Source organism: Variovorax sp. PBL-H6, assembly GCF_901827155.1.
In the GTDB taxonomy this organism is placed as follows: Bacteria; Pseudomonadota; Gammaproteobacteria; order Burkholderiales; family Burkholderiaceae_C; genus Variovorax.
This window is the reverse complement of sequence record NZ_LR594659.1, coordinates 5,406,125-5,427,381: the sequence shown is the minus strand read 5'-3', so window position 1 is coordinate 5,427,381 and position 21,257 is coordinate 5,406,125. Positions and strand designations below refer to the sequence as shown.

Sequence of the window (21,257 nt, the reverse complement as noted above, 5' to 3'; positions counted from 1 at the left end):
CGCGAGTCCGCCACCGCAAATACCAGCCAGGAGACCCTCACATGCGTTCAACCGAACAAGCCAGCTACGACGAATTCAGGACCAGCCTGCGCCGCTTCGCGCTCGACAAGGTCGCACCGCATGCGGCGGCGGTCGACAGGGAATCGCGCCCGCCGGTCGAGGCCATCGAAGCCGCGCTCGCGCTCGGCCTTCCGGGGCTGCCGTTTCCCGAACGCCTCGGCGGTGCTGACGGCGATCTGTTCGCCCAGGTGCTGACGACCGAGGAGCTGGCGCGGGTCTGCGCCGCGACCTCGCTCACGATCACCAGCGGCTGGGTGTTCGAGGGCGTTGTGCAATTCGGCTCGCGCGATTTGCAGGAAGCTGTGGTCCGCCCGGTGGCCGAGGGCCGGTTGCGCGCCGCGTGGGGCCTGACCGAGCCACAGGGCGGATCGAACCTCATGGGCGCGCAGACGCAGGCCAGGCGCGCAGGCGACAGCTGGCTGCTGCGTGGGACCAAGCGCTTCATCACGAACGCGGGGTGGGCCGACTGGTATCTCATCTTCGCGAACACCGGGCCCAGGACCTTCGGCATCTTCATGGTGCATCGCGACGATCCCGGCATTCGCTTCGGCAAGCTCGAAGACAAAATGGGCATGCGCGGCAGCCCCACGGCGGACGTGATCCTCGATGACTGCCGCATTCCCGTCGGCCGAGAGGTGGGCGACCCCCTGCGAGGCGCGGAGTACATCGTCGAGATGCTGCACAACTCGCGACTCACGATCGCGGCGCATGCGCTCGGCATCGCGCAAGGCGCCCTGGACGAGGCGCTCAACTACACTCGCACGCGCGAACAATTCGGCCAGCCCATCTCGAAGTTCCAGCTGTTGCGCGGCATGGTTGCCGACATGGTGCTCAAGGTCGAAGCGGCGCGTTCGGTGCTGTACCAGGCCGTCGACCATCGCATGCACGGGCACAGTGAAGCGCGCAAGTTCGCCTCACTCGCAAAGGTTCTTTGCAGCGACGCGGCAATGGCCGTGACCACGGACGCAGTGCAGTTGCACGGCGGCTATGGGTTCTTGAAGGACTATCCGGTCGAGCGGATGATGCGAGATGCGAAGGTGACGCAGATCTGGGAGGGCACCAACCAGATCCAGCGGCTGCTGATCGCAAAGGAGGCTTATGCGGGTCAGTAAATCAGCAGCAAAAGCGGTCGTGTCCGCTTCCGCCGGGAACGGTGCCGGGGCCCTTCGGCGCGGCAGGCCGCGCAGTGTCCCGGCCAAGCTGCCGGCGCGCGGTGCGCGAGCGGCGAAGGACGTGGCGCCGCCTGTCCACAGCACGGAGCGGATCGTCGAGGCGGCGGTCCAGCTGTTCGCGACGCGCGGGTATGCCAGCAGCACCCTCGAGGAGGTGGCCGCCAAGGCGGGCTTCACGAAGGGCGCTGTCTACTACTACTTCAAGAGCAAGGAACGGCTGCTGCTGGATGTGCTGAGCGCAATCGAGCAGCGCTCCATCGACGCCACCGTCGAGGCGGTTCGCCGCGATGGCGGCACGCCGAGCGCTCAGCTCGTGAACTTCGTTCGCCACCAGACACGCTGGGCGGCACGGCATCCGAAGGACCTTGCGGTCGTGGTGCTGCTGTCGATGGAGACCGCGAACAGGAAGTCCAAGGTCCGCACCCGGATGCTCGGCATGTACGCCAAGATCTCGCGCCTGCTGGAAGAAATCATCGACGCCGGCAAGCGTTCCGGCGAGTTCTGCACCGACCAGGAAACAAAGGACACGGCCTTGTACCTGCAAGCCGTGCATGACGGCAACATGATGATCTGGTACCGCAGCGGCACCGATCCGGACATCGGCCGGAAACTCACGCGGGCTACCTTCAGTGGGTTCTTGCACGCGGTGAAGGGGGTTGCAGAGTGAGGGGAAGCCGGCCCGCCTTGTCTCCTCCAACCCGGCAGGCAGGCTCAGGAAGCCACACGCCCCGCGCGTCGCGTCGACAACAGCGCCCTGAGCTTGGCAGGGGCCACCGGCTTGGTAAGAAGCGTCACGCCACCCAGACGCAGGCGCTGCAGCACCTCGGGCCCGGTGGCGCCTGAGACCAGCACGGCCAGCGCGTGGGGTTGCAGGCGGCGCGCGGCTTTGATCACCTGCATGCCGTCTTCGGCGGCGGCCAGCTGCAGGTCGCACAGCAGCACGTCGAAGCGCGCCTCCGCGTCGGCAAGCCGGCGCATCGCCTCGCTGCCGCTGGCCATGCACTCCACCTCACAGTCCCATTGCGTGAGCAGCGCGCGGGTCGCATCGAGGATGGCCGGATCGTCGTCCACCACCAGGCAGCGCAGCCCGGCCAGTGGCGAGCTGGCCACCGGCTCCGGTGCCGGCGGCGGCACGTCGCGCGGGTCGGCGCCGGGCAGCTCCAGCGAGAAGGTGCTGCCGGCCTGCAGCGCCGAACGCAGGCCGATGCGCGTGCCCAGCAGCGCAGCGATGCGGGCGCAAATGGCCAGGCCGAGGCCGAAGCCCTGGCGCCGGTCACGCTCGGTGTTCGCGACCTGGTAGAACTCCTCGAAGATGCGCGCCTGGTGGATCGGCGCAATGCCGACGCCGTTGTCGCGCACCTCGATGCGCACCCGGCCGCCGCGGCGCCGTGCCGCCACCAGCACCGTGCCTTCAAGCCCGCTGTGCGCGATCGCATTGCCGACCAGGTTGCCAAGAATGCGCAGCAGCAGCGCGGGGTCCGAGCGCACCGCAAGGCCCCGGTCCTGCCACACCAGCTGCACCCGCGCGGCAGCGGCTCGCGCCGCGTGCTGGGCGCCGAGCTGGTCGAACAGCATCGCCAGCGAGACATTGCCGATGGCCGGCGTCAGCACCTGCGCATCCAGTCGCGAGATCTCGAGCAGGTCGTCGAGCAGCACGCCCATGAACTCGGCGCCTTCCTGCAGCCGCAGCACGGCGGGGCGCTGCGTCGCGCTGGCGGTCGGCAGCAGGCCATCGATGAAGAGGCCCATCGCATGCAGCGGCTGGCGCAGGTCGTGGCTGGCCGCGGCCAGGAAGCGGGCGCGCGACAGCGCGGCCTGCTCGGCCTCGGCCATGCGCTGCAGTGCGACCGCTGTGGCCTCTCGCACCTGCTGCTCGCTCTGCTGCCGGTTGCGCTGCAGGCGCTCGGCAAGGCGGTTGATGTCCTGCGCCAGGCTGGCGAGCTCGTGCTGCGCGCGGCGGGCGCGTTTGTCTCCCGGTGCCTGCGGCAGGCTGTCCTCGCGTGCGACCACACTGCAGCGCGCGTCGAACTGGCCGGCCTCGAGCGCGGCCACCGTGCGCGAGATGCGACGCAGCGGCTGCGCGACCGCCCGCGCCGTGTGGCGCACCCAGGCCCAGGCAGCGATCAGCGCAATCATCGCAATGCCGATGCCGGCCATCAGCGAGCGCGTGCGCTCGTGCGCGTAGGTCGTGGTGTCGCGGAAGGCCTGGACCAGGCCGATGGGCTTCTCGCCGGCGGCGGTCGCACCTTCGGGCGCGAAGGCGCTCGCCTTCGAGGCCTCGCGCAGCGTCACTGGCGCTGTGAACATGCGCAGCTGCCCCATGGGCGCGGCCTTGGAGCCAGCGGTCACGTAGATGCCGGCGCTGTTGCTGATCTCCACCCGCGTCACCTGGCCGCCGCGCAGGGCCGCGTTCGCCACGTTCTGCAGCGCAGGCAGGTCACCGGCATAGAGGCTCAGGTCCGACATCGCGGCGACCTGACGCGCCACCGCCTGGCCCTCGGCATCGAAGGCAACTTCCAACGTAGCGAGGCGGCTGTGGGTGAACCAGGCGGTGAGCGCGAGGGCAACTGCCGCGCAGGGCACCACGCCGAGCCGGAACAGGTCGCGCTGCAGGCTGCCGCCGACCATCACCGCCCGGGCATCGGCGATGGGTTCAGTGGTGCGCGCGGCGGGCACGGGCAGAGGCGGGCTGGAGGAAATCATCGGCTCGCGGTCACCCGCTGGGTCAGCTCCCGTTCCTTGGGCAGACGCAGCCCCAGGCCGCGTGCGACGGTCGCATTGAGGCGCACGGTGGAGGGGGTCGCCGCCTCCACGAGCAGGCCGCCAGCGACGGGCCCCATGGCCAGCTTCTGACCGAGCGCGCGCGCCTGCTGTGCAAGCTGACCGGGCGTGGAGACCGCCGCCGCAAGTCCACCGGAACGCACGAGGCCCTCGGTGGTGCCGAACACCGGCAGGCCTGCCGTGGCGCCCGCACGCAGTACCGAGAGGGTCGCAGGCTGGCTGTCGCCGATGAGGTCCGGCAGCACCATCAGCGCATCGCTGCGCGGCACCAGCATGCGCAGCACCGAGGCCAGCGACTTGGCATCCGGCGCGTACTCGACCTGCAGGTCCCACCCGTGGGCGGCGCGCTCCAGTTCGCGCACGATCGGCTCCGACTCGGCGGTCGCCACCACGCCGAGCCGGCGCTTCTGCGGCAGCACCGCGTCGATGAGCGCGAGCTGATCGGCCATCGCCGGCTCGCGCAGCAGCACGCCGATCTGGCGGTCACCGCGCTTGAATGCAGGATTGCCCTTGAGGCTCTCGTAGTCGAGACGGCTCAGCATCGCGAGCACCAGCGGGTCCTGGCCTGGCCGCTCGATCGCGCTGCGCGCCGCTGCCACGCCGACCGCCATGGTGACCGGCAGGTCGACGGGTGGCTTGGGGCGCAGGCTGCGCGTGCGCACGCCGGCGTTCGCGCGGTCCTCGCCCGCGCCCGCAACGCGGCCCGCGGGCGCGCCGTCGCTGGGCAGGCGCACCAGCTCGAAGCGGCTGCTCGCGTCCTGCAACTCGCGCAGCAGGCGCACGAATTCCACGTGCGCCGCGTTGTCGTCGGCCAGCAGCACCGTGAGGGCGGCTGCGTGCGCGCCGGTAGCGAGCACGGCCGCGCAGGCCACGGCCGCGATGGCGCGCAACCCTCGAAAGAGCCAAGAGGAAGGATTCACGGACATGAAGTGCACCAGCGGTGGGCGATGGGGCCAATGTACGGAGCCGGCTCTTTTCGCGCGATAAGGCAGAGGGCTTATGTCGCCCCTTGGGCGGACGCATTGCGCGGGCGAAATCCGGGAGTTCGCGGCCTCTCGGCCTATGCCTTATTTCGTATGTGGCGGGGTCGGCCCGGAGGCGGCATCGCTTTCCGGGTCCGTTGCCTGGCGCACCGCCGCCAGCTGCGCGCCGATCGCCTGACGCAACAACTTGGGCGAGACCGGCTTGTAGAGCACGGCCACGCCCGCGCTGGCGACTTCGCGCAGCCGGTCGGGTTTGGTCTCGCCGGTCACCAGCAGGCGTGCGGTCGACGCGCCGATGCCGCGAGGATGGCGCTCCAGCGCGGACAGCACGTTCAGGCCGTTGTCGCCGCCTTGCAGCAGCAGGTCGCTCACCACCAGGTCGGGCGGCCGCTCCCAGCTGTCGGCGAAGGCCAGCGCCTCACTGCGCGTCTGCGCGGTCATCACCTCGGCGCCCCAGTTGTTGAGGACCACCTGCAGCCCTTCGAGGATGCTGCGCTCGTCGTCGATCACCAGCGCGCGCACGCCGTGCAGGCTGGGCTCCTCCTCGATGGCCGCGGCAGCCTGCAGCCCGCCCTGCGGCGGCGGCATCGGCTCGGCGGCGCGTACGAGGACGCGCACACAGGTGCCCTTGTGCGGCTGCGAGCTCAGCTCGACCTGCGTGTTGAGCAGCGAGGCCAGGCGCTGCACCGTGGCCAGGCCCAGCCCCATGCCCCTTGCGTCGCGGCCCTGGCGCGGCTGCGGCTCGACCTGGTAGAACTCCTCGAACACCCGCGGCTGGTGGTGCTCCGCAATGCCCACGCCCGTGTCCACCACATCGATGCGCACGCCACGCCCGCGCCTTCGCGCGCCGACCAGCACGCCGCCCGACGTGGTGTGGCGCAGCGAGTTCGACACCAGGTTGTTGAGGATGCGCGAGAGCATCACGTAGTCGCTGCGTACCCACAGCTCGGTCTTGCGCACGACCAGCCGCAGGTTCTGCTGCTCGGCCACCGGCCGGAAGTTGCGGCTGATTTCATCGAACAGCTGGTCCAGCGCGAAATCGGCCCACTGCGGCTGCAGCACGCCGGCGTCGAGCTGCGAAAGATTGAGCAGGCCCGAGAACAGGCGGTCCAGCGAGTCCACGCATTCGCGGATGTGACCGATGCGCTGCAGGCGCACCGGGTCGGTCTCGCCGTTGGCCAGGCCGTCGGAGAACAGGGTGAGCGCATGCAGCGGCTGGCGCAGGTCGTGGCTGGCGGCGGCCAGCAGCCGTGTCTTGGCCTGGCTCGCCACCTCGAGCTGCTGGTTCTTGCTGGCCAGCTCGGCGGTGGCGTTCGCAATGCGGCTCTCGAGCATGCCGCGGCTTTCCGACAACGCTGCGGCCGCCTCGTTGAAGCCGTGCTGCAGTCGCCGCACCTCGGCCGTGCCCTCGACCGCCACCTGCACTTCCTCTCCGGCGCCCAGCCGGTCCACCGCCTCGCCAAGCGCCCGGATGGGTGCGCTGATGCGGCGCGCCGCCCACCACCCGGCCAACCCCACGCCCACCAGGCTGGCAGCCAGCACCAGCACCACGTTGAACCAGACCGAGCGCTTGGCGCGGTCCACCGCGTCGAGGCTGATCTCCACCATGACCTTGCCGGCATGCCGGCCGTCGTCGGCCACGATCGGTGCCACGACCTGCAGGCCCTCGCCGCGATCGCGATCCTGGGTCTCGGAGTTGGCCAGGATCTCGCCGTCCTCCGACCAGATCTGCACCTGCTGCACGTGCGGCTGGTAGCTGCCGGACTGGGCGGTGCGCTGCAGGGCGCGGCGGTCCATGCGCTGCAGCTGGGACTGGGCGACCGTGGCCACCTGGAGCGCCACTGTCTGGGCGTTGGCGCGCATCAGCTCGGTCACGTTCGTGAGGTGCTGGCGCGTCAGCACCGCGATGGCGCCCAGCGTGGCCACGGTGGCGGGCAGCAGCGCCAGCAGCACCAGCTGCTGCGCCAGCGTGAGGCGCACCAGCAGGCGCAGGGCGCGGAAGGGCCAATTCATCGTTGGATCAGCCGCACGCCGGCCTGGCGCCGGGGCTTCGACGGGTGTACATGTCCAGAGGAAAAAGTCACGAAATCTGCCAAAGTTGGTTTCTAATTGTGTTCTCGAGAGAACCGCTTTGACCAGCCCGTCAGCAAGGCCCCAGCCCAACGTGTTCCCCAGGATGATGCAGGCCCCTGTCCATGCCGCCCATCGCGCATTCCCCGTGTTGCCCGCCTGGCACCCCGCCTTGCGTTTGCGCATGATGGCACGGCGCCTGCCGCCACTGGCATGGCGCTGTGTCCTCGCCGCCTTGCTGGCCCTGCCGTTCGCCGCTCCCGTGCAGACTGCTGCCGCCGCGGGCGAGGCCCCGCTGCGCTTCGGCATCCTGCCGCTGGGCGGCGCCTTCGAGTCGCGCAACGACTGGGAGCCCCTGCTGGCGGACCTGAGCCGCACCATCGGCCGGCCGGTGAGCGTGCTCTCGGTCAATTCCTACGAGGCGCTCGAGCAGGCGATCCAGCGCGACCAGGTCGACATGGCTTTCCTCTCCGGCAAGATGGCCCTGGATGCCGTCACGCAGCGGCGCATGAACGTGGTCGCGCAGGTCACGCGCCACGACGGCCTTCCCGGCTATCGCGCCCTTCTGCTTGCGCGCAAGGCGGGGCCCCGCAGCACGCTCAAGGGGCTGCTGGCCGAGCCGGAACGCTGGCGCCTCGCACGCGGCGAGAGCCGTTCGGTCTCGGGCTTCATCGTGCCGCAACTGCAGCTGTTCCTTCCTAACCACATCGTGATGGAGACGCGCTTCGCGAGCGAGGTGGTGGGCACGCACCAGGCCACTGCGCTGGCCGTGGCCAACGGCGAGGCCGACGTGGCCACCAACAACACCGCGGATTTCGAGCGCTTCGGTGTCCAGTTCCCGGTCGAAGCCGAGCGCCTCCACGTGATCTGGGAATCGGAGCTGATCCCGCATGCGCAGATCGTGGTGCGGCGCGACTACAGGCCCGAGTTCCAGAAAAAGGTGCAGGCCTTCCTGGTCGACTACGGGCGCAGCAAGGGTCCGCGCGGCGATGCCGAGCGGGTCGTGCTCAAGTCGCTGCACGATCTCGCGGGCTTCCTGCCCGCCGACAACACCTCGCTGCTGCCGGCCGCCAAGCTGGCCTACCAGCTGGCACGCCAGAGCGCGATGACCTCGCAGTGGGTCAACGACGCCGCGCGGCAGGCCCGGCTGCAGCGCATCGAGAGCGGCTATGCCGATCAGTTGGCGGCCTTGCGCGGCAGCGCACCCTGAAGCCGAAGCGCGTCGGCGCTTCCTGGCGGCAGTGCTCATCGCCGGGGCTGCGGCTGCCTCTTTCGCCCAAGGCGCGCGCACCGAGGCGGCGGCTCCCCTGCGCTTCGGCGTGCTGCCGATCGGCGGCGCGGTCGAGTCGCGCGAGAGCTGGAGGCCACTTTTGGCCGACCTGAGCCGCGCGCTCGGCCGACCGGTGAGCGTCTTGTCCGTGAGCTCCTACGAATCGCTGGACCAGGCGATCCGGCGCGGCGAGGTGGACTTCGCCCTGCTGTCCGCCAAGCTGGCGCTGGATGCCGTCGTGCAGCAGCGGATGAGCGTGGTGGGGCAGGTGAAGCGCCATGCCGGCCTGTCCAGGCATCGCGCCGTGCTGCTCGCGCGCAAGACCGGCTCGCACCAAGCGCTGGGCAACCTGCTGGCCGCGCCGGAGCGCTGGCGTCTGGCGCGTGGCGACAGCCGCTCGGTGTCTGGCTTCATCGTGCCCCAGCTGGAGCTCTTCGCGCCCCACGGCATCACCATGGAGCGCTTCCAGAGCGAGCTGCTCGACACCCACCAGGGGACCGCACTGGCGGTGGCCAACGGCGATGCGGACGTGGCCACCAACAACACCACCGACTTCGAGCGCTTCAGGCAGCAGTTTCCAGTCGAGGCGGCGCGGCTGCAGGTGATCTGGGAATCCAGCCCCACGCCGCCGGCGCTGTTCGTGATGCGGCGCGACCAGCCCGCGGCCCTGCAGAAGCGGCTGCGGGACTTCCTGACGGGCTATGGCCAGGCCAGAGGCCCGCGCGGCGATGCCGAGCGCGAGGTGCTGAAGCAACTGCACGCGCCCCTGGGCTACGTGGTGGAGGACAACAGCGCGCTGCTGCCGACCGCGACCCTGGACTACCAGCTCGCCCGGCAGCACGCGCTCAACGCGAAGTGGGTCAACGAGGCGGCACGCCAGGCCCGCCTCGAACGGCTCGAGCGCAGCTACGCGCAGCAGGTGGCCGCGCTGCGCGGTACAGCCCCCTGAGCGCGCCGCGACCGCGAAGCTCGCGCGGGCGCAAGAATTGATCAGATTCTTTTCTCGTGCCTCGGACCAAAATGCGCGCCTCGCAAACAGAGCGAGAAGGGCAAGCCATGCAATCCAGAGTAGGCACGGGGCACACCCCCGGCAACACATAAATCCATCACCAAAGCCCCGAACGTGCGCGCCGGTCCGTGAGCCATGCCTGCCCCGGCGCTATCGGCTTCATCGGCGCCCTCCGCACTTCTTCCAGGAATACCTCGCATGACCATCGAATCCATCGCCACGTGGCTCCTCCCCCCCGTGCTCAGCGCGATCACCATCGCGGCCATCGTCCTGGCGCGCAGCAGGTACCGCCATGCATGGCTGCTCGACCTGTCGGCCCAAGCCGGCTGGAATGTCTACATCGTCGCGGCATCGGCCTGGGGCTTTCTGCCGCTGAGTGCCACGCTGACCATCCTGTATTGGCGCGACCGCCTCGGGTCGAAGCGCAAGGACGACTGCGAGAGCGAGGCTCGGGACGAGTGGAAGGACACGGTGATGGACGCCCTCGTTGCGAGCGCGGCCTTCCGCAAGGAGCACGAGAACGATCCCGAGAAGGCATTGACCGCACTGGTGAAGATGAAAACCTGCATGGTTCTGGACCCGGCCATCTCGATGGAGGCAGAGGCCCTGGTGCAGCGAGGCCGGGACGAAGTCAACGGCAAAAGCGACATCGCGGTGCCGCCACCTGTTCATCTCCTGCAAGCGCTCGGCCAGCTCAAGCCGTTGCCCGAGGCGACTGCCAAGTTCATCCGGTCCGCCGGCGTTCATCGCCGCGAGACCGGCATTGAGTGGGAAGACACCGGCGTGCCGGGCATCGAAGTGACGGAGTTCCCTTCGTCTGCCCCTGCACCTTGGAACACGCTCGCTGCGGTCTGAGGGGCCGTCAGCGAGGCGAAGAGCGCCACCCGCCCAAGGCATGGATGGTGGATGCGCGCGTTCCGATTCGCCAGAAATACCGGCGGCATCCGGTGCTCGCCTGCTGCTGCGCGGCATTTCTCAGTCCTGTTGCCTCAATAAAGCCAACCAATGAAACAGCTGAAGAGTCACCTCGAAAAGAATCACCTGGCACGCGCCGTCCTCTGCGTCGCGATGGCCTGTCTTGCTCCTGCATCAGCCAGTGCGGCCACGGCCGACGAGCCTCCACGCGAAACCCTGCCGAGCTTCGGCGAACTGATCGCGAAGCCGCAGGAAGTCGCTCGCAGCTATGACGAGGCGCTCGACGCCTTGGCGGTCAAGATTGCGCAGAACATCCGGCACCAATTAAGGCCGGCGTCCGCGCGGATCTCCGCTGTGCCCTGATACACGCGACACGGCGTATCGGCCAACCCGCTTGTCGGCAGGGCAGGATCCGGATCACACACTCTGTATCAGCGCCATGATGTTCCCCTCCGTATCCTTGAACCAGGCCGCCTTCGCCCCGCCCTCGCTCACGATCCCGTTCGCATCCTGTCCCGGCATCCCGTAGTCCTCGAACACGACGCCGCGCTTCTTCAGTTCGGCCACTTCGCTCTCGATGTCCGCGACCTGCCAGAAGGCCTGGCTAGCCCGGGATGTGCCTGCGTTCGATGTTGGATACAGGAAGCAACTCGTGCCGCCGGCGCAGTCGTAGACCACGCCGCCGCCGATCTCCGTCTTGGGCTGAAAGCCCAGCTTCTGCTCGTAGAACTGGCGCGCTCGCGCGAGGTCCTTCGCGGGTATGTAGGCATACATGGGGGATTTCTGAAGCATTGCTTTTCTCCTGTGGAGCTCAGGTGCGCATTCTGCGAGCCGAACGGTCCGCGGGTGTAGGAGCGCAGCGCTTGCCGCTCGAAGGCGACGTGGCGCCGGCCTTACAAGAACGATGGCCTCGCGCTGACAGGGCGGCGTGGCCGGGCGTGAGGTGATGTAACGATGAATTGTCAGCGGTTTCAGCTTTTTTCCTACAACACGATAGGCCGTGCTCTTGCAGCCTTGTCCTGCGCAGCCATCGCGGCCTGCGGCGGTGGTGGCGGAGGCGGCGGGAGCGCGCTGCCGGTGCTCACCACGACGCCCGCCAGCAACACGGGCGCGCCAGCCGCACCGCCGCCGGCGACCACGGCCACTCCCAGCGACGGCGCGCAGGCTTCGACGCTGGTCGCGTCCGTCCCGCCCGACACCTACGGCCCAGGCGCTGAAGGCCGCCAAGCCTTCGAGCTGCTGAATGCCGAGCGCGGCCGCTGCGGATTTGGTCTGGTTGCGCAGAACGCCCAGCTCGATGCGGCGGCCCATGCGCACGCGGACTGGCAGATCCTGAACAACCAACTGAGCCATACCGAAGGAGCGGGCACGACCGGCTTCACCGGCGCGACGCCCTTGGACCGGGTTTCGGCCGCCGGCTATGTGCCGGGGGGCGTCGGCGAAGAGATCTCGACCTTGTTCTATACGGGCTCGATCGCCGGCACAGGCATCTTCGGCGTGCGGGCGCTGCTCGCGCTGCCTTACCACCAGCTCGGGATGCTGAGCGGCTATCGCGAAGTCGGCATTGCGCTGCGGGGCAGCGACCAACTCGGCACCACGGCCAGCAGGGGCCCGCGCACGGTGCAGCAGTTCAACCTGGGTTTCACGCCCTCGGCCGGCCGCCAGGAGCCCGCCAGCGACGAGGTGCTCACCTATCCTTGCGAGGGGACGACCGGTGTCTTCTACGAGATCACCAACGAGACGCCCAACCCTGTGCCGGGCCGCGACCTGCGGGCCAGCCCTCTCGGTCCGGGCGTGGTGGTCGCCGTGCGAAGCGGACAGACGCTTGCGATCTCCTCGGCCAGCATGACCACCCTGTCGGGCCGCACGCCTGTCACACTGCGGCCGCCCCTGGCCAAGGGGAGCGATCCGAACTCGGTGCTGGCGTCCCATCAGGCGGTGCTGATTCCCGACGCACCCCTCATGCCCAATACCAGCTACACGGTGAACGTCGTCGGAACGAACGAAGGCGCGCCTTTCGAGAAGACCTTCAGCTTCGCGACGGGGGCCGGCGCGGCGCGGTGAATACGTCGCGTGCTCCTTGGCAGGCCGATGTCCCCTTGAACAGACCCTGGCCCTTCGCACTATCCTGCCTCCCGCAGCTAGGCCGTTAGCCAGATTTGCCGCGAACCCCTCGCGCCGGAAACTAGATGTTTCCTACCCCGGCGGGACCGCCCGCCATCAACGGAGCGTGGATGAATTCGCGAACACAGGTGGTTTGTAGCGAGCGGATGCTGCTGCACCCCCAGCATCTGCAGCAAAGCGACAGCGCACCGCATCCGATCCGCTTGCGCGAGTTCCGCGAGTTCGCCCGTCCGGAGGGGCTGTGAAGGACGACGAAGGCTCGACGGCTGCGCCAGGCTGGTTCGGGAAGCTGCCCGGCTTGGGCGACTTCGCCGAGCGCCGCATGCCCATCGTCTTCCGCGATGCGTGGGACCGCTGGTTGCAGAACGGATTCGCCAGGCTGCGTGTGCGACATCCCGATTGGACCGAACGCTATCTCAAGGCGCCGCTGTGGTGCTTCGTGCTGGGGGAGGGCGTGATCGGCACCCCCAGCTGGCTCGGCGTGCTCATGCCATCGGTCGACAGCGCAGGGCGCTACTTCCCCTTGACGCTGACGGCCGAGCTTGTGTCCTCGCGCACCGCCCTGGAGGGCGAGGTGCTGGCGCGCACCCAGCGCTGGTGGACCCTGGCGGCGCAGGCTGCGTTCGAGGGGCTGGAGCACGATTTCGATGCGACGCACTTCGATGCGCGGCTGTTGGAGCTGTTCGCCGGCTATGGCAGCGAGGCGGGCGCGCGGGAGCATCCGCCGCTGGCGCTGCCGGAGGTCGGGCACTCGCTGTGGTTCACCGATCCGGATGCGGAGCGCGGGCCGGGCATGACGAGCCAGGGGTTGCCGCAGGATGAGCAGTTCGAGGCGCTGTTCGGCTTCGGCGGGGAGCCGGGTCTGCGTCAGGAGGCGGGGCCATGATCGCTGCATTCTTGCGCCCTCTCTCTTTTGGGGGAGGGCCTGACCAAACCCCTGCTGCCCGACATCAGTCGCGAATTCCTGAACCGGATCATCGGATGATCGAAGGCAGGCCGATCGAGCGGGTACAGGTGCCCGTGGCCGAGGGACAGGGCGCCTGGGTTTCTGAATGCGAAGAGATGCGCTCGCAGTGGAACTGATCGGGTGTGCGGGCCACTCACCGTCGACATATGACCAGGAGCAGTTGTCGATGAGCAACCCCACACCTTCAGTCGTCCAGCTCGCGCCGCGGGCCGACGCCTTCGACCCGGCGCTGGAGTGGACCCGCGCCCGTGAGCTGCACGAGGCCGGCCGGTTCGACGAGGCCGAGCAAAGCTACGATCGCATCCTCGCGGCAGCGCCGGACCATGCCGAGGCGCTGCATTTCAAGGGCTTGGCGGCGCACCAGCGCGGCGACCATGCGCGGGCAATCACGCTGATCCGCGCGGCCATTGCGCTTGATGGCGAGCAGTTCGGCTGGTACAGCAATCTCGGCAACGTGCTGCTGCTGGATGAACAGCCGGACGCGGCGGGCGAGGCCTACGAGCAGGCGCTGCGGCTGGCGCCGGAGCGCGCCGACGTCCACAACAACCTCGGCGTGTTCCAGGACGAACGGGGCCGGCTCGAGGAAGCGGAAGCCACGCTGCGCCGCGCCCTCGCGCTCGGCTCGGACAAGGCCGAAATCCATGCCAATCTCGGGCGCGTGCTGCTGCGCCTGGCGCGCAACGACGAGGCACTCGGTTGCCTGAACCAAGCCCTGCGCCTGAACCCCGAACTCACGATGGCGCGCCCCCTGCTGGGCATGATCTACCGCAGGCTCGGTCAGCTGGACGCGGCGGCGCAGGTCTATCGCGACTGGCTGGCGCGGGACCCCGGCGACCCGACTGCGTTGCACCATCTCGCAGGCTGCTCAGGCGAGGCCGTGCCGGAACGCGCCGCCGATGCCTACGTGGAACGCACCTTCAATGCCTTCGCCAATACTTTCGACAAGACGCTGGGGCGCCTGAACTACCGCGCGCCGGCGCAGGTCGCCGAGGCCGTAGCGCGGCACCTGGGCGAGCCGCGGCACGCGCTGGACGTGCTGGACGCCGGCTGCGGCACCGGCCTGTGCGGCCCGCTGATCGCACCGTACGCGCGGCACCTGGCCGGCGTCGACCTGTCGCAGCGGATGCTCGACAAGGCGCGGCTGCGGGACGTCTACGACACGCTGACGAAGGCCGAGCTCACCGGCTTCCTCGAAGACGCGGTGCCGGCCTCCTGCGACCTCATCGTCTCGGCCGATGTGCTGATCTATTTCGGCGAACTGGACCGCTGCTTCCAGGCCGCGGCAAAGGTCCTGCGGCCGGGAGGCTGGCTGGTCTTCACGGTCGAGGCCCTCCCCAGCGAGGACGGCGCCGACTTCCGGCTCCACGCTCATGGCCGCTACAGCCACCGAGAGGGCTACCTGCGCCAGGTGCTCGCAGCCGCCGGCCTCGCGATCGAGGGGCTGGAGCGCGTGTTGCTGCGCGCGGAGGCAGGCGAGCCCGTGGACGGGTGGATGGTGTCGTGCAGAAAAGGGGCGCCGTCCGCGGCGCACTAGCAAGCAGAGGATGTCCCTGCGCTCTTCGGCAAGGCCTTCGTGCAGGGCTACGAGGAACAGATAGTGAGCCTGAAGCATGGCCAAGGCCGCCAAGAGGAAGAGCAAGAGCAAGAGCCAGAGGTACTAGGACGAGGACGAGGACGACGGAGGGCCCATGGAGATCGAGATCGCCACCCTGTCGAGCCAGGGCGGCCGCAGCTACAACGAGGACGTGTTTGGCCAATGGAACGACGGCCGCTTCCTGGCCTGCCTGGTGGCCGATGGCGCGGGTGGCCACGGCGGCGGCGACGTGGCCGCGTCGATCGTGCGGCGCAGCGTGCTGGCGGGCTTCGCGGCGGCGCCGGGGCTGGATGCCGAAAGGCTTCGGCACCTGCTGGAGCAGGCCAACCGCGATGTGGTCGCGGGCCAGGCCGAAGGCGGCAAATTGGCGGCCATGCGCTCGACGGTGGTGCTGGCCGCCATCGATCTGCACGAGAACGCCGTGGCCTGGGCCCACAGTGGCGACAGCCGCGCCTACCTGTTCCGCCGCGGTGCGCCGGTGGCGCGCACCATCGACCATAGCCTCGTCCAGCAAATGGTGACGGGCGGCATGATCGACGAGGAGGCGGCGCGCCTGCATCCAAGGCGCAACATGCTGCTCTCGGCGCTCGGCTCCCTCGAGTCGGTGCCGGAGATCACGGTGTCCGAGCGCATGCCTCTCGCCGTGGGCGATGTGCTCCTGCTGTGCAGCGACGGCATCTGGGAGCCATTGGGCGACGCGTGCCTGTGCGAGACGCTGGAGGCCTCGAAGGACCCGAGCCGATGGGTGGAACAGCTCGACGCCGAGGTCCGCGCGCGCGCCAAGCCCGGGCACGACAACTACACGGCCTTCGCGCTATGGCTGCACGAGGATTGCGAGGGCGGCGTGGTCACGCGGCCGCGGCCCGGGGCGCGGCCGTAGCGACGTACGCCTGGTCCCGAGTGCGATCGCTATCTCGCCAGCGGCTGGTCGGCGGGCAGGAAGCGCTGGAACAGGTCGGAGACAAAAGCGGACCGGTTTTCGTCGCCCGCTGCCACGAGGTACAGCCCGCGCCAGCGCGCGCCGGCATGGCCACCGCGCGGCGCGTCGAAGAGCTGCTGCGCGAACGTGCGCAGCCCGGGCTGCAATGCGCGCAACTGCTCGACGAAGGCATGGATCGCCTGGCGGCGCGCCGGCTCCGGCTGCCTGCTCAGCAGGCCCATGCGCAAGGCATGCAGGCGCAGCGCCAGTGGCTCGAACAGCGCATCGGGGCGCCCCGCTGCCGCCGCGGTGTAGGACAGGCGGTGTCCCAGCGCCTGCGCACGCACCGCGGCCGGCAGCGTCTCGCGCAGTATCTCGTAACCCGCCAGCCGCTCCAGCCCGGTCACCAGCAGGTAGATGGGCAACTGCAGGCGCAGCAGCTCGGCCGCCTCGTCGACACGCTGACGCAGGCGTGCCGCATCGGCGGCCACGTGCTGCGCGTCGCCCTGCAGTCGGATTGCGTTCACGCAGACCACGATGCCGTTGAGCGGCAGGCGTTCGCGCTGGTCGGCGAGCGCCAGCAGGGCGCGGTACCAGAGGCCGCGTTCGTACGGCGTGGCCGGTTCGTGCACCGCCGCTGCGCGGGCTTCGATGGCGACCAGGGTCGGCAGGAAGTGCCAGCGCCAGAAATCCCCGTCCTCATCGGTGCCCTGCCCCGGCGGCACGGAGGTCTCGCGGCGCGCCGCAGTCAGCAACGCCGGGAGGCTGGCGTCCGCGTCGCCGATGAACAGCAGCCAGGGCAGGTCATAGAGCGGCTGATGCAGTCCCCGCAATGCGGGCGAGCTCAGCAACTGCTCGCGCACGCGTGCGACCGCGGCTCCGGGCTCGGCGAAAGCCTCCGGCGGTGCCGTGTCCGAGGGCGTGGCAAGCGCGATGCGGCGGCGCAGCAGGCGCCGCCGCGAAAGGTAGCGTGAGCCCAGCATGAACCACCACAGCGCGAGCAGCCCGGCCATGCACAGGGCCAGCAGGGCGCCGTAATGGGCGGGAAGTGGGTACATCATGTTCATGCGAGAGCCGGATGGCGGGTCTCAGCGCGAGACGGTCTCGAGGAACACGAAGTCGGCGACCGGCCGGCCTGCGGCCTCAGTGGAGGCCAGTGCTTCACGCAGCCGCTGCAGGTAGGCCGAGGCCAGCTCGAAGGGCGGCGTGTCGGCGGCGTCGGGCAGCGGCGCGGTCGACGACAAGGCGGTGATCAGCACCGTGCCGAAGGGCGGGCTCACCAGCCAGCTGGAGGGGATGTCGCGGCCCAGCTCGAGCACTTCGCCGGGGTGCAGAGGTCGAGAGCCGCGATTGGCGTGCAGGTGCATGACCGCGCCATCCGCCGTGTAGTAGTCGACCCGCAGGTAGCCCTCGTGGTCCGCGTTGATGACGCGCACCACCACCGTGTCGCCCTCGCGCACCCGGCTCTCCTGGGCCGTGAGCGCGGTGACTTTCAGCCCATGGCGCTTCTCCTGGTTGCGTGCCTGGTAGGGCCTGAGGATGGCAACCACCTCGCAATGGGGCCAGACGCGCAGCCCGAGTGCGAAGGTCGAGGTGCCGATGCCGGGCATGGCGCGCACCTCGCGCTCCACGCGTACCATGTCCTCCGCCGTGGGCACGAAGCCCTTCACCCGCGCCGTGCCGTCATCGCCCACCGCCACGGCCAGGTCCGCACAGGCAAAGGCCTGCAGCCGCTGCTCGATGCGCTGGGCCAGAGTCGGTGCCGGCTCGCGTGAGCCACCCAGCATGGCCCACAGCAGGTACGCCAACGGGACGAGCAGCGCCATCGCACCCGCGGCGCGCAGCAGCGCCCGCTCGCGCCCCTCCGGCACGCGCGGGCCCGGTGGGTCGGGCACGCCATAGGGCTGGGGCGTGATGCGGTCCTCGGCCAGCGTGTCGAGCGCCAGCGGGCACACGGGCAGCTGCCGCCCGTGCAGCTCCTTGAGCTTGCCGAGCTCGCCCCCGTCGCCGCTCTCGAAGTAGTACTGGCCCTTGAAGCCGTGGACCAGCGCATGCCAGTAGATCTCGCGCACCTCCCCGTCGTCCGGCTGAAGGGCGGAAAGGTGATGGAAGAACTCGCTCTGCGCGTTGTTGGAGTTGAAAAGCTGCACCTGCAATGGCGTCGCGCCCGGAGTCCACGCCGGATGGCGCGCGATCACCTCGTCGAGCCAGGCGACGACGGCGAAAGATGCCGATTCGACGTGCGCCTGGGTGCTGCCCGCCTCGCGCGCCGCGGCACGGGCCTGCTCGAGCAGATGGAGCGCGCGCCGCTGGGCGGCTTCGAGCATGGGTGCAGCACAGCGCGCCGCGATGGCCGCATCGAGCTCGAGGCCGAACGAGAAGAGCGTGCTGAAGCAGTCGAACAGGCGAGCCATGAACTGCTCGCGCTATTCTTCGGTGGCAACGGGAGCCTTGGGTTTGCGCCTGTCTCGATGGCACATGCCGATGTCCCTGTTGGAGCGGTGGATCTTGGATCGATTCTTTCAACGCCCCTGCACAGCGGCCATACCGCTTGGGGACTATGTCGTTCGTGGAGCCGGCGAGCCTTGCAGGGCTTGCTGTTCACCGTTATCTTTCGTGCTACTCGTTGAGTTGACTGCGTGCATCACGCTTAATCTATTGAGGCCGCCCATGAAAATCCTGATCGCCGACGACCACAGGCTCGTCATCGAGGCGGTCAAGGCCAAGCTGTCGGAGATCGAGCCGGGCATCGAGTTCGTTCTTGCGATGAGCGTCGACGAACTGCTCGCCCGCGCTTCCGACGATATCGACTTGGCCGTGATCGATCTCAACATGCCCGGTGCCGAGGGCCAGGCCCATGTCGACGAGATCCGGCGCCGCCACCCGGCCGTGCCTGTCATCGTGCTCTCGGGCTACGAGGATCCGGCCATCATGCGGTCGGCGCTCGAGCGTGGGGTGCTGGGCTTTATCCCCAAGGCCTACTCGCCCGAGGTCATGTTGTCGGCCGTGCGGCTGGTGCTGGCCGGTGGCGTCTATGTGCCGCCGATGCTGTTGTCGGCGGTGCCGCCGGGCGTGATGGCCGGCGTGCCGCCCGGTGCCGGCGAGGCCGCCCAGCGTGCATCGTCCGCCGCCACCGCCCAGACCCTCGAGCACCTGCGCACCGTCCTCACCGAGCGCCAGGTGGAAGTGCTGCAACTGCTGTCGCAAGGCAAGCCCAACAAGCTGATCGGGCGCGCGCTCGGCATCAGTGAGGGCACGGTGAAGATCCACTTGGCGGCGATCTTCCGTGCGCTCAACGTGCGCAACCGCACAGAGGCCGTCGTTGCGGCGCAGACGCTGACGGCGGAAGCCTGAGTGGCCAGCGCCGTTGTCGGCGGACAGTCTCAGAAGCGCAGGGTCAGCAGGTGCGGCAGGCGGGGGATCGCGAAGGCTCTTCCCGTGCGCATCGCCTCGCGATAGTCGTTCAAGAGGCGGCGCTGGTACAAGGTGACTTCATCGGCCGGCCAGCGTTCCACGTAGCGCGCCTGATGCTCCAGGGCCGCCGCCCAGTCCCCCTGCTCGAAACGGTAGCGCGCAAGTGCCATGATGCCGTTCGGATGCTCCGCTGTCCATGCAGGGACCTGGTCGAGCCAGCCCTGGACTTCGGAGAGCGCGCGATCCTCACACGCAAGCCACGCTGCGGCCAGGCAGGCGTTGGAGCGGACGATGCCGACCGGAGAGACCGCCATCGTCTCGCGCAGCCTGCGCCAGGTCTGTTGCCGATCACCGCGCGCATGGGCCAGCGCGGCCTTGAAGAAGGCGGCGGAGCCGTACAGGCAAGTCCCTTCGTAGAAGCGCCGATTGGCCTCGATCTCTGCAATCAGGTCGTGAGCAAGGTCGTAGCGCCCGCCTGCAATGGCCATGCCCGTGTTCATGGTGATCGCGAAGCTGAGCCAGAAGTGCCGCGCCTCACGCCCGAGCTTGCGCACTTGCTCCATGCGCTGCAGCGCGTCGCCGGTGCGGCCGCTGCGCCAGTGCAGCCAGGCGTCCGTCAGTTGCGATAGAAACCGGCCAGCGCGGGACTGCTGCATCGACGCCGATGCGAGCGTGGCCTGTGCCGAGTCGGCCACAGCCTGGTTGCCGGCGTAGCTGTGCACCGTGAGCTGGAACGCGAGCGTGAGCGCATGACGTACTGGCGTGCCAGCCAGTTTTGCGTAGTCGACTGCTTCGTCGATCGCCAGGGCCGCATCGTGCATGCGCCCTGCATCGCGGTAGACGATCGCGATCTGGTAGAGGGTGCGCGCGAGGTCCGCGTGCTGCAGTAGCGGGCTGCGGCTGAGCTGCGCCGAACGGTGCAGGACTTCGAGCGCGGGCGCCGCCTGGCCGCGCAAGTGCGCGATGACGCCTTCCTGCCGCAGGCATTGCGCCGTCAGCCGGTCGTGGTCGCCTCCCTGCGCTGCGGCGAGAACACGCCGGCCGATGCTTTGCGCGAGCTCGAACTCGCGATCGGCGATGGCCAGCTCGCAGCGCTCCAGCAGCAAGGCCGCCTTCAGTGCTTCGTCGCCATTCGCTTCAAGCAGCGTCAGCGCCTGGTGGATGAGCGTTCGGGCGAGCTCGTTGTTTTCGAGTGCGCGGTGATAGCCGGCGAGTGCACGCAGCACCCGCGCCTGTGCCGCCACGTCGGCCGATGCGGCCGCGCGAGCGAGCAGGCTCTCGGCCTTGGATGCGGTTTCGGGGTGTTCGATCGCCGCCAGGCTTTCGACGTGTTCCACCTCCATTTCGAGCGCATGCGGATGCGAGGCGACACACACCCGCAGGTAGTCCTGTGCCGTCTGGTAGCGCTGTTCCCTGGCTGCTTGCCTGGCGCGGGTGAAGGCCTCGTTCGTGAAGGTGTCGGTGACGACCCGTGCCGGCGCCTCGTCGACGAGCTCGCGGGCCAGCTTGCGGCCGAGTGCGATCGTCAGCTGTGTCAGGTCGCCGCCGCGCAGCGGACTGGGATCTGCAAGCGTCGTCTCCCCATGCAACTGGTAGCGCAGCTCGAAGCCGTTCTCGTGGGCGTGCACCTGGGCAGCAATCACGGTGCGGGCACCGAGTGCGCGGACCTGCTCGATGGCACGGGCGCTCGGAGGGCTTTCAGCGCTGCCCTCGAGCGCGGTGACCACGTCGACGAGCGGTAGCACTGAAAGCGCCTGCTGCGCTTCTAGCTCGCGGTTCAGCAGCGCCGCCATGCAAAACTCGACCCAGACCAGCGCGTCCCGGCCCGTGAGGTTGCGAAAGGGAAGCGCAGCGACGAAGCGCAGGAACGAAGACCCCGCCGCGGGACGGTGGATGGCGCCGATTCCCCGAGCCGGGAAAAGCGAGGGGGGATGCGGCGCCCCGATCATCGTGGACAGTGACATGGAACCACAATCAGA

General features: G+C 69.1%; 20 protein-coding genes. 13 read left to right on the top strand and 7 right to left on the bottom strand.

Translation table 11 applies throughout. From position 1 onward, the window contains the following. Positions 1-41: 41 nt before the first annotated feature. Together G3W89_RS25595 and G3W89_RS25590 are read left to right on the top strand one after the other, a co-directional pair. The gene (locus tag G3W89_RS25595; protein WP_162576778.1) at positions 42-1,172 is read left to right on the top strand and encodes an acyl-CoA dehydrogenase family protein; all 1,131 of its coding nucleotides are present in this window, start codon (positions 42-44) and stop codon (positions 1,170-1,172) included. Between the two features lie 19 nt (positions 1,173-1,191). Next, positions 1,192-1,899: a TetR/AcrR family transcriptional regulator gene (locus tag G3W89_RS25590; RefSeq protein WP_162576777.1), complete on the top strand. Its 708-nt coding sequence runs from the start codon at positions 1,192-1,194 to the stop codon at positions 1,897-1,899. Positions 1,900-1,943: 44 nt separating this feature from the next. On the opposite strand, the gene G3W89_RS25585 is transcribed toward G3W89_RS25590, so the two are convergent. From G3W89_RS25585 to G3W89_RS25575, 3 genes are all read right to left on the bottom strand, one after another. After that, a complete protein-coding gene (locus G3W89_RS25585) occupies positions 1,944-3,935 on the bottom strand; it encodes an ATP-binding response regulator (RefSeq protein ID WP_162576776.1) in 1,992 nt (663 codons plus the stop codon). Continuing rightward, positions 3,932-4,939, bottom strand: a complete 1,008-nt coding sequence (locus G3W89_RS25580; RefSeq protein WP_162576775.1) for an ABC transporter substrate-binding protein — start codon at positions 4,937-4,939, stop codon at positions 3,932-3,934. Before G3W89_RS25580 ends, G3W89_RS25585 begins: the two co-directional genes overlap by 4 nt. Positions 4,940-5,080: 141 nt before the next feature. Next, complete coding sequence (locus G3W89_RS25575; protein WP_162576774.1) at positions 5,081-7,009, bottom strand: ATP-binding response regulator; 1,929 nt, start codon at positions 7,007-7,009, stop codon at positions 5,081-5,083. Positions 7,010-7,253: 244 nt separating this feature from the next. On the opposite strand from G3W89_RS25575, the gene phnD reads away from it, so the two are divergent. The 4 genes from phnD (at position 7,254) to G3W89_RS25555 (ending at position 10,623) form a co-directional block, all read left to right on the top strand. Beyond that, a complete protein-coding gene (gene phnD, locus G3W89_RS25570) occupies positions 7,254-8,276 on the top strand; it encodes a phosphate/phosphite/phosphonate ABC transporter substrate-binding protein (RefSeq protein WP_162577650.1) in 1,023 nt (340 codons plus the stop codon). Continuing rightward, entirely contained in the window at positions 8,236-9,285 is a 1,050-nt protein-coding gene (locus tag G3W89_RS25565) for a phosphate/phosphite/phosphonate ABC transporter substrate-binding protein (RefSeq protein ID WP_162576773.1), read from the top strand. The genes phnD and G3W89_RS25565 overlap by 41 nt, the downstream gene beginning before the upstream one ends. A 258-nt stretch (positions 9,286-9,543) precedes the next feature. After that, entirely contained in the window at positions 9,544-10,200 is a 657-nt protein-coding gene (locus G3W89_RS25560) for a hypothetical protein (RefSeq protein WP_162576772.1), read from the top strand. Between the two features lie 150 nt (positions 10,201-10,350). Further along, the gene (locus tag G3W89_RS25555) at positions 10,351-10,623 is read left to right on the top strand and encodes a hypothetical protein (protein WP_162576771.1); all 273 of its coding nucleotides are present in this window, start codon (positions 10,351-10,353) and stop codon (positions 10,621-10,623) included. Between the two features lie 54 nt (positions 10,624-10,677). Here G3W89_RS25555 and G3W89_RS25550 read toward each other — a convergent pair whose 3' ends face one another. Continuing rightward, a complete protein-coding gene (locus tag G3W89_RS25550) occupies positions 10,678-11,052 on the bottom strand; it encodes a VOC family protein (protein WP_162576770.1) in 375 nt (124 codons plus the stop codon). A 222-nt stretch (positions 11,053-11,274) separates the two neighbouring features. Between G3W89_RS25550 and G3W89_RS25545 the strand changes: the two genes are divergently transcribed. The 6 genes from G3W89_RS25545 (at position 11,275) to G3W89_RS25525 (ending at position 15,825) form a co-directional block, all read left to right on the top strand. Next, a complete protein-coding gene (locus G3W89_RS25545; protein WP_232076752.1) occupies positions 11,275-12,324 on the top strand; it encodes a CAP domain-containing protein in 1,050 nt (349 codons plus the stop codon). Positions 12,325-12,494: 170 nt separating this feature from the next. Beyond that, entirely contained in the window at positions 12,495-12,629 is a 135-nt protein-coding gene (locus tag G3W89_RS33510) for a hypothetical protein (protein ID WP_269474988.1), read from the top strand. Then, positions 12,626-13,270 (top strand): type VI secretion system-associated protein TagF, encoded by a 645-nt coding sequence (gene tagF / locus G3W89_RS25540; RefSeq protein WP_162576768.1) that lies wholly within the window; start codon positions 12,626-12,628, stop codon positions 13,268-13,270. Before G3W89_RS33510 ends, tagF begins: the two co-directional genes overlap by 4 nt. After that, positions 13,267-13,467 (top strand): hypothetical protein, encoded by a 201-nt coding sequence (locus G3W89_RS25535; RefSeq protein ID WP_162576767.1) that lies wholly within the window; start codon positions 13,267-13,269, stop codon positions 13,465-13,467. The genes tagF and G3W89_RS25535 overlap by 4 nt, the downstream gene beginning before the upstream one ends. Positions 13,468-13,517: 50 nt before the next feature. Beyond that, positions 13,518-14,885 carry a tetratricopeptide repeat protein gene (locus tag G3W89_RS25530; protein WP_162576766.1) on the top strand — a complete coding sequence of 456 codons (1,368 nt, stop codon included), beginning with the start codon at positions 13,518-13,520 and terminating at the stop codon, positions 14,883-14,885. Between the two features lie 154 nt (positions 14,886-15,039). Beyond that, positions 15,040-15,825 (top strand): PP2C family protein-serine/threonine phosphatase, encoded by a 786-nt coding sequence (locus tag G3W89_RS25525; protein ID WP_162576765.1) that lies wholly within the window; start codon positions 15,040-15,042, stop codon positions 15,823-15,825. Positions 15,826-15,854: 29 nt separating this feature from the next. Here the strand turns inward: G3W89_RS25525 and G3W89_RS25520 are convergent, their stop codons facing one another. Together G3W89_RS25520 and G3W89_RS25515 are read right to left on the bottom strand one after the other, a co-directional pair. After that, positions 15,855-16,931: a type VI secretion system protein gene (locus G3W89_RS25520; protein ID WP_232076750.1), complete on the bottom strand. Its 1,077-nt coding sequence runs from the start codon at positions 16,929-16,931 to the stop codon at positions 15,855-15,857. A 21-nt stretch (positions 16,932-16,952) separates the two neighbouring features. Next, entirely contained in the window at positions 16,953-18,278 is a 1,326-nt protein-coding gene (locus tag G3W89_RS25515; RefSeq protein WP_162576764.1) for a DotU family type IV/VI secretion system protein, read from the bottom strand. Positions 18,279-18,534: 256 nt separating this feature from the next. Between G3W89_RS25515 and G3W89_RS25510 the strand changes: the two genes are divergently transcribed. Next, positions 18,535-19,218 (top strand): response regulator transcription factor, encoded by a 684-nt coding sequence (locus tag G3W89_RS25510; RefSeq protein ID WP_162576763.1) that lies wholly within the window; start codon positions 18,535-18,537, stop codon positions 19,216-19,218. A 29-nt stretch (positions 19,219-19,247) separates the two neighbouring features. Here the strand turns inward: G3W89_RS25510 and G3W89_RS25505 are convergent, their stop codons facing one another. Continuing rightward, positions 19,248-21,242, bottom strand: coding sequence for a hypothetical protein (locus G3W89_RS25505; protein ID WP_162576762.1), 1,995 nt, complete (start codon positions 21,240-21,242; stop codon positions 19,248-19,250). Positions 21,243-21,257 lie beyond the last annotated feature (15 nt).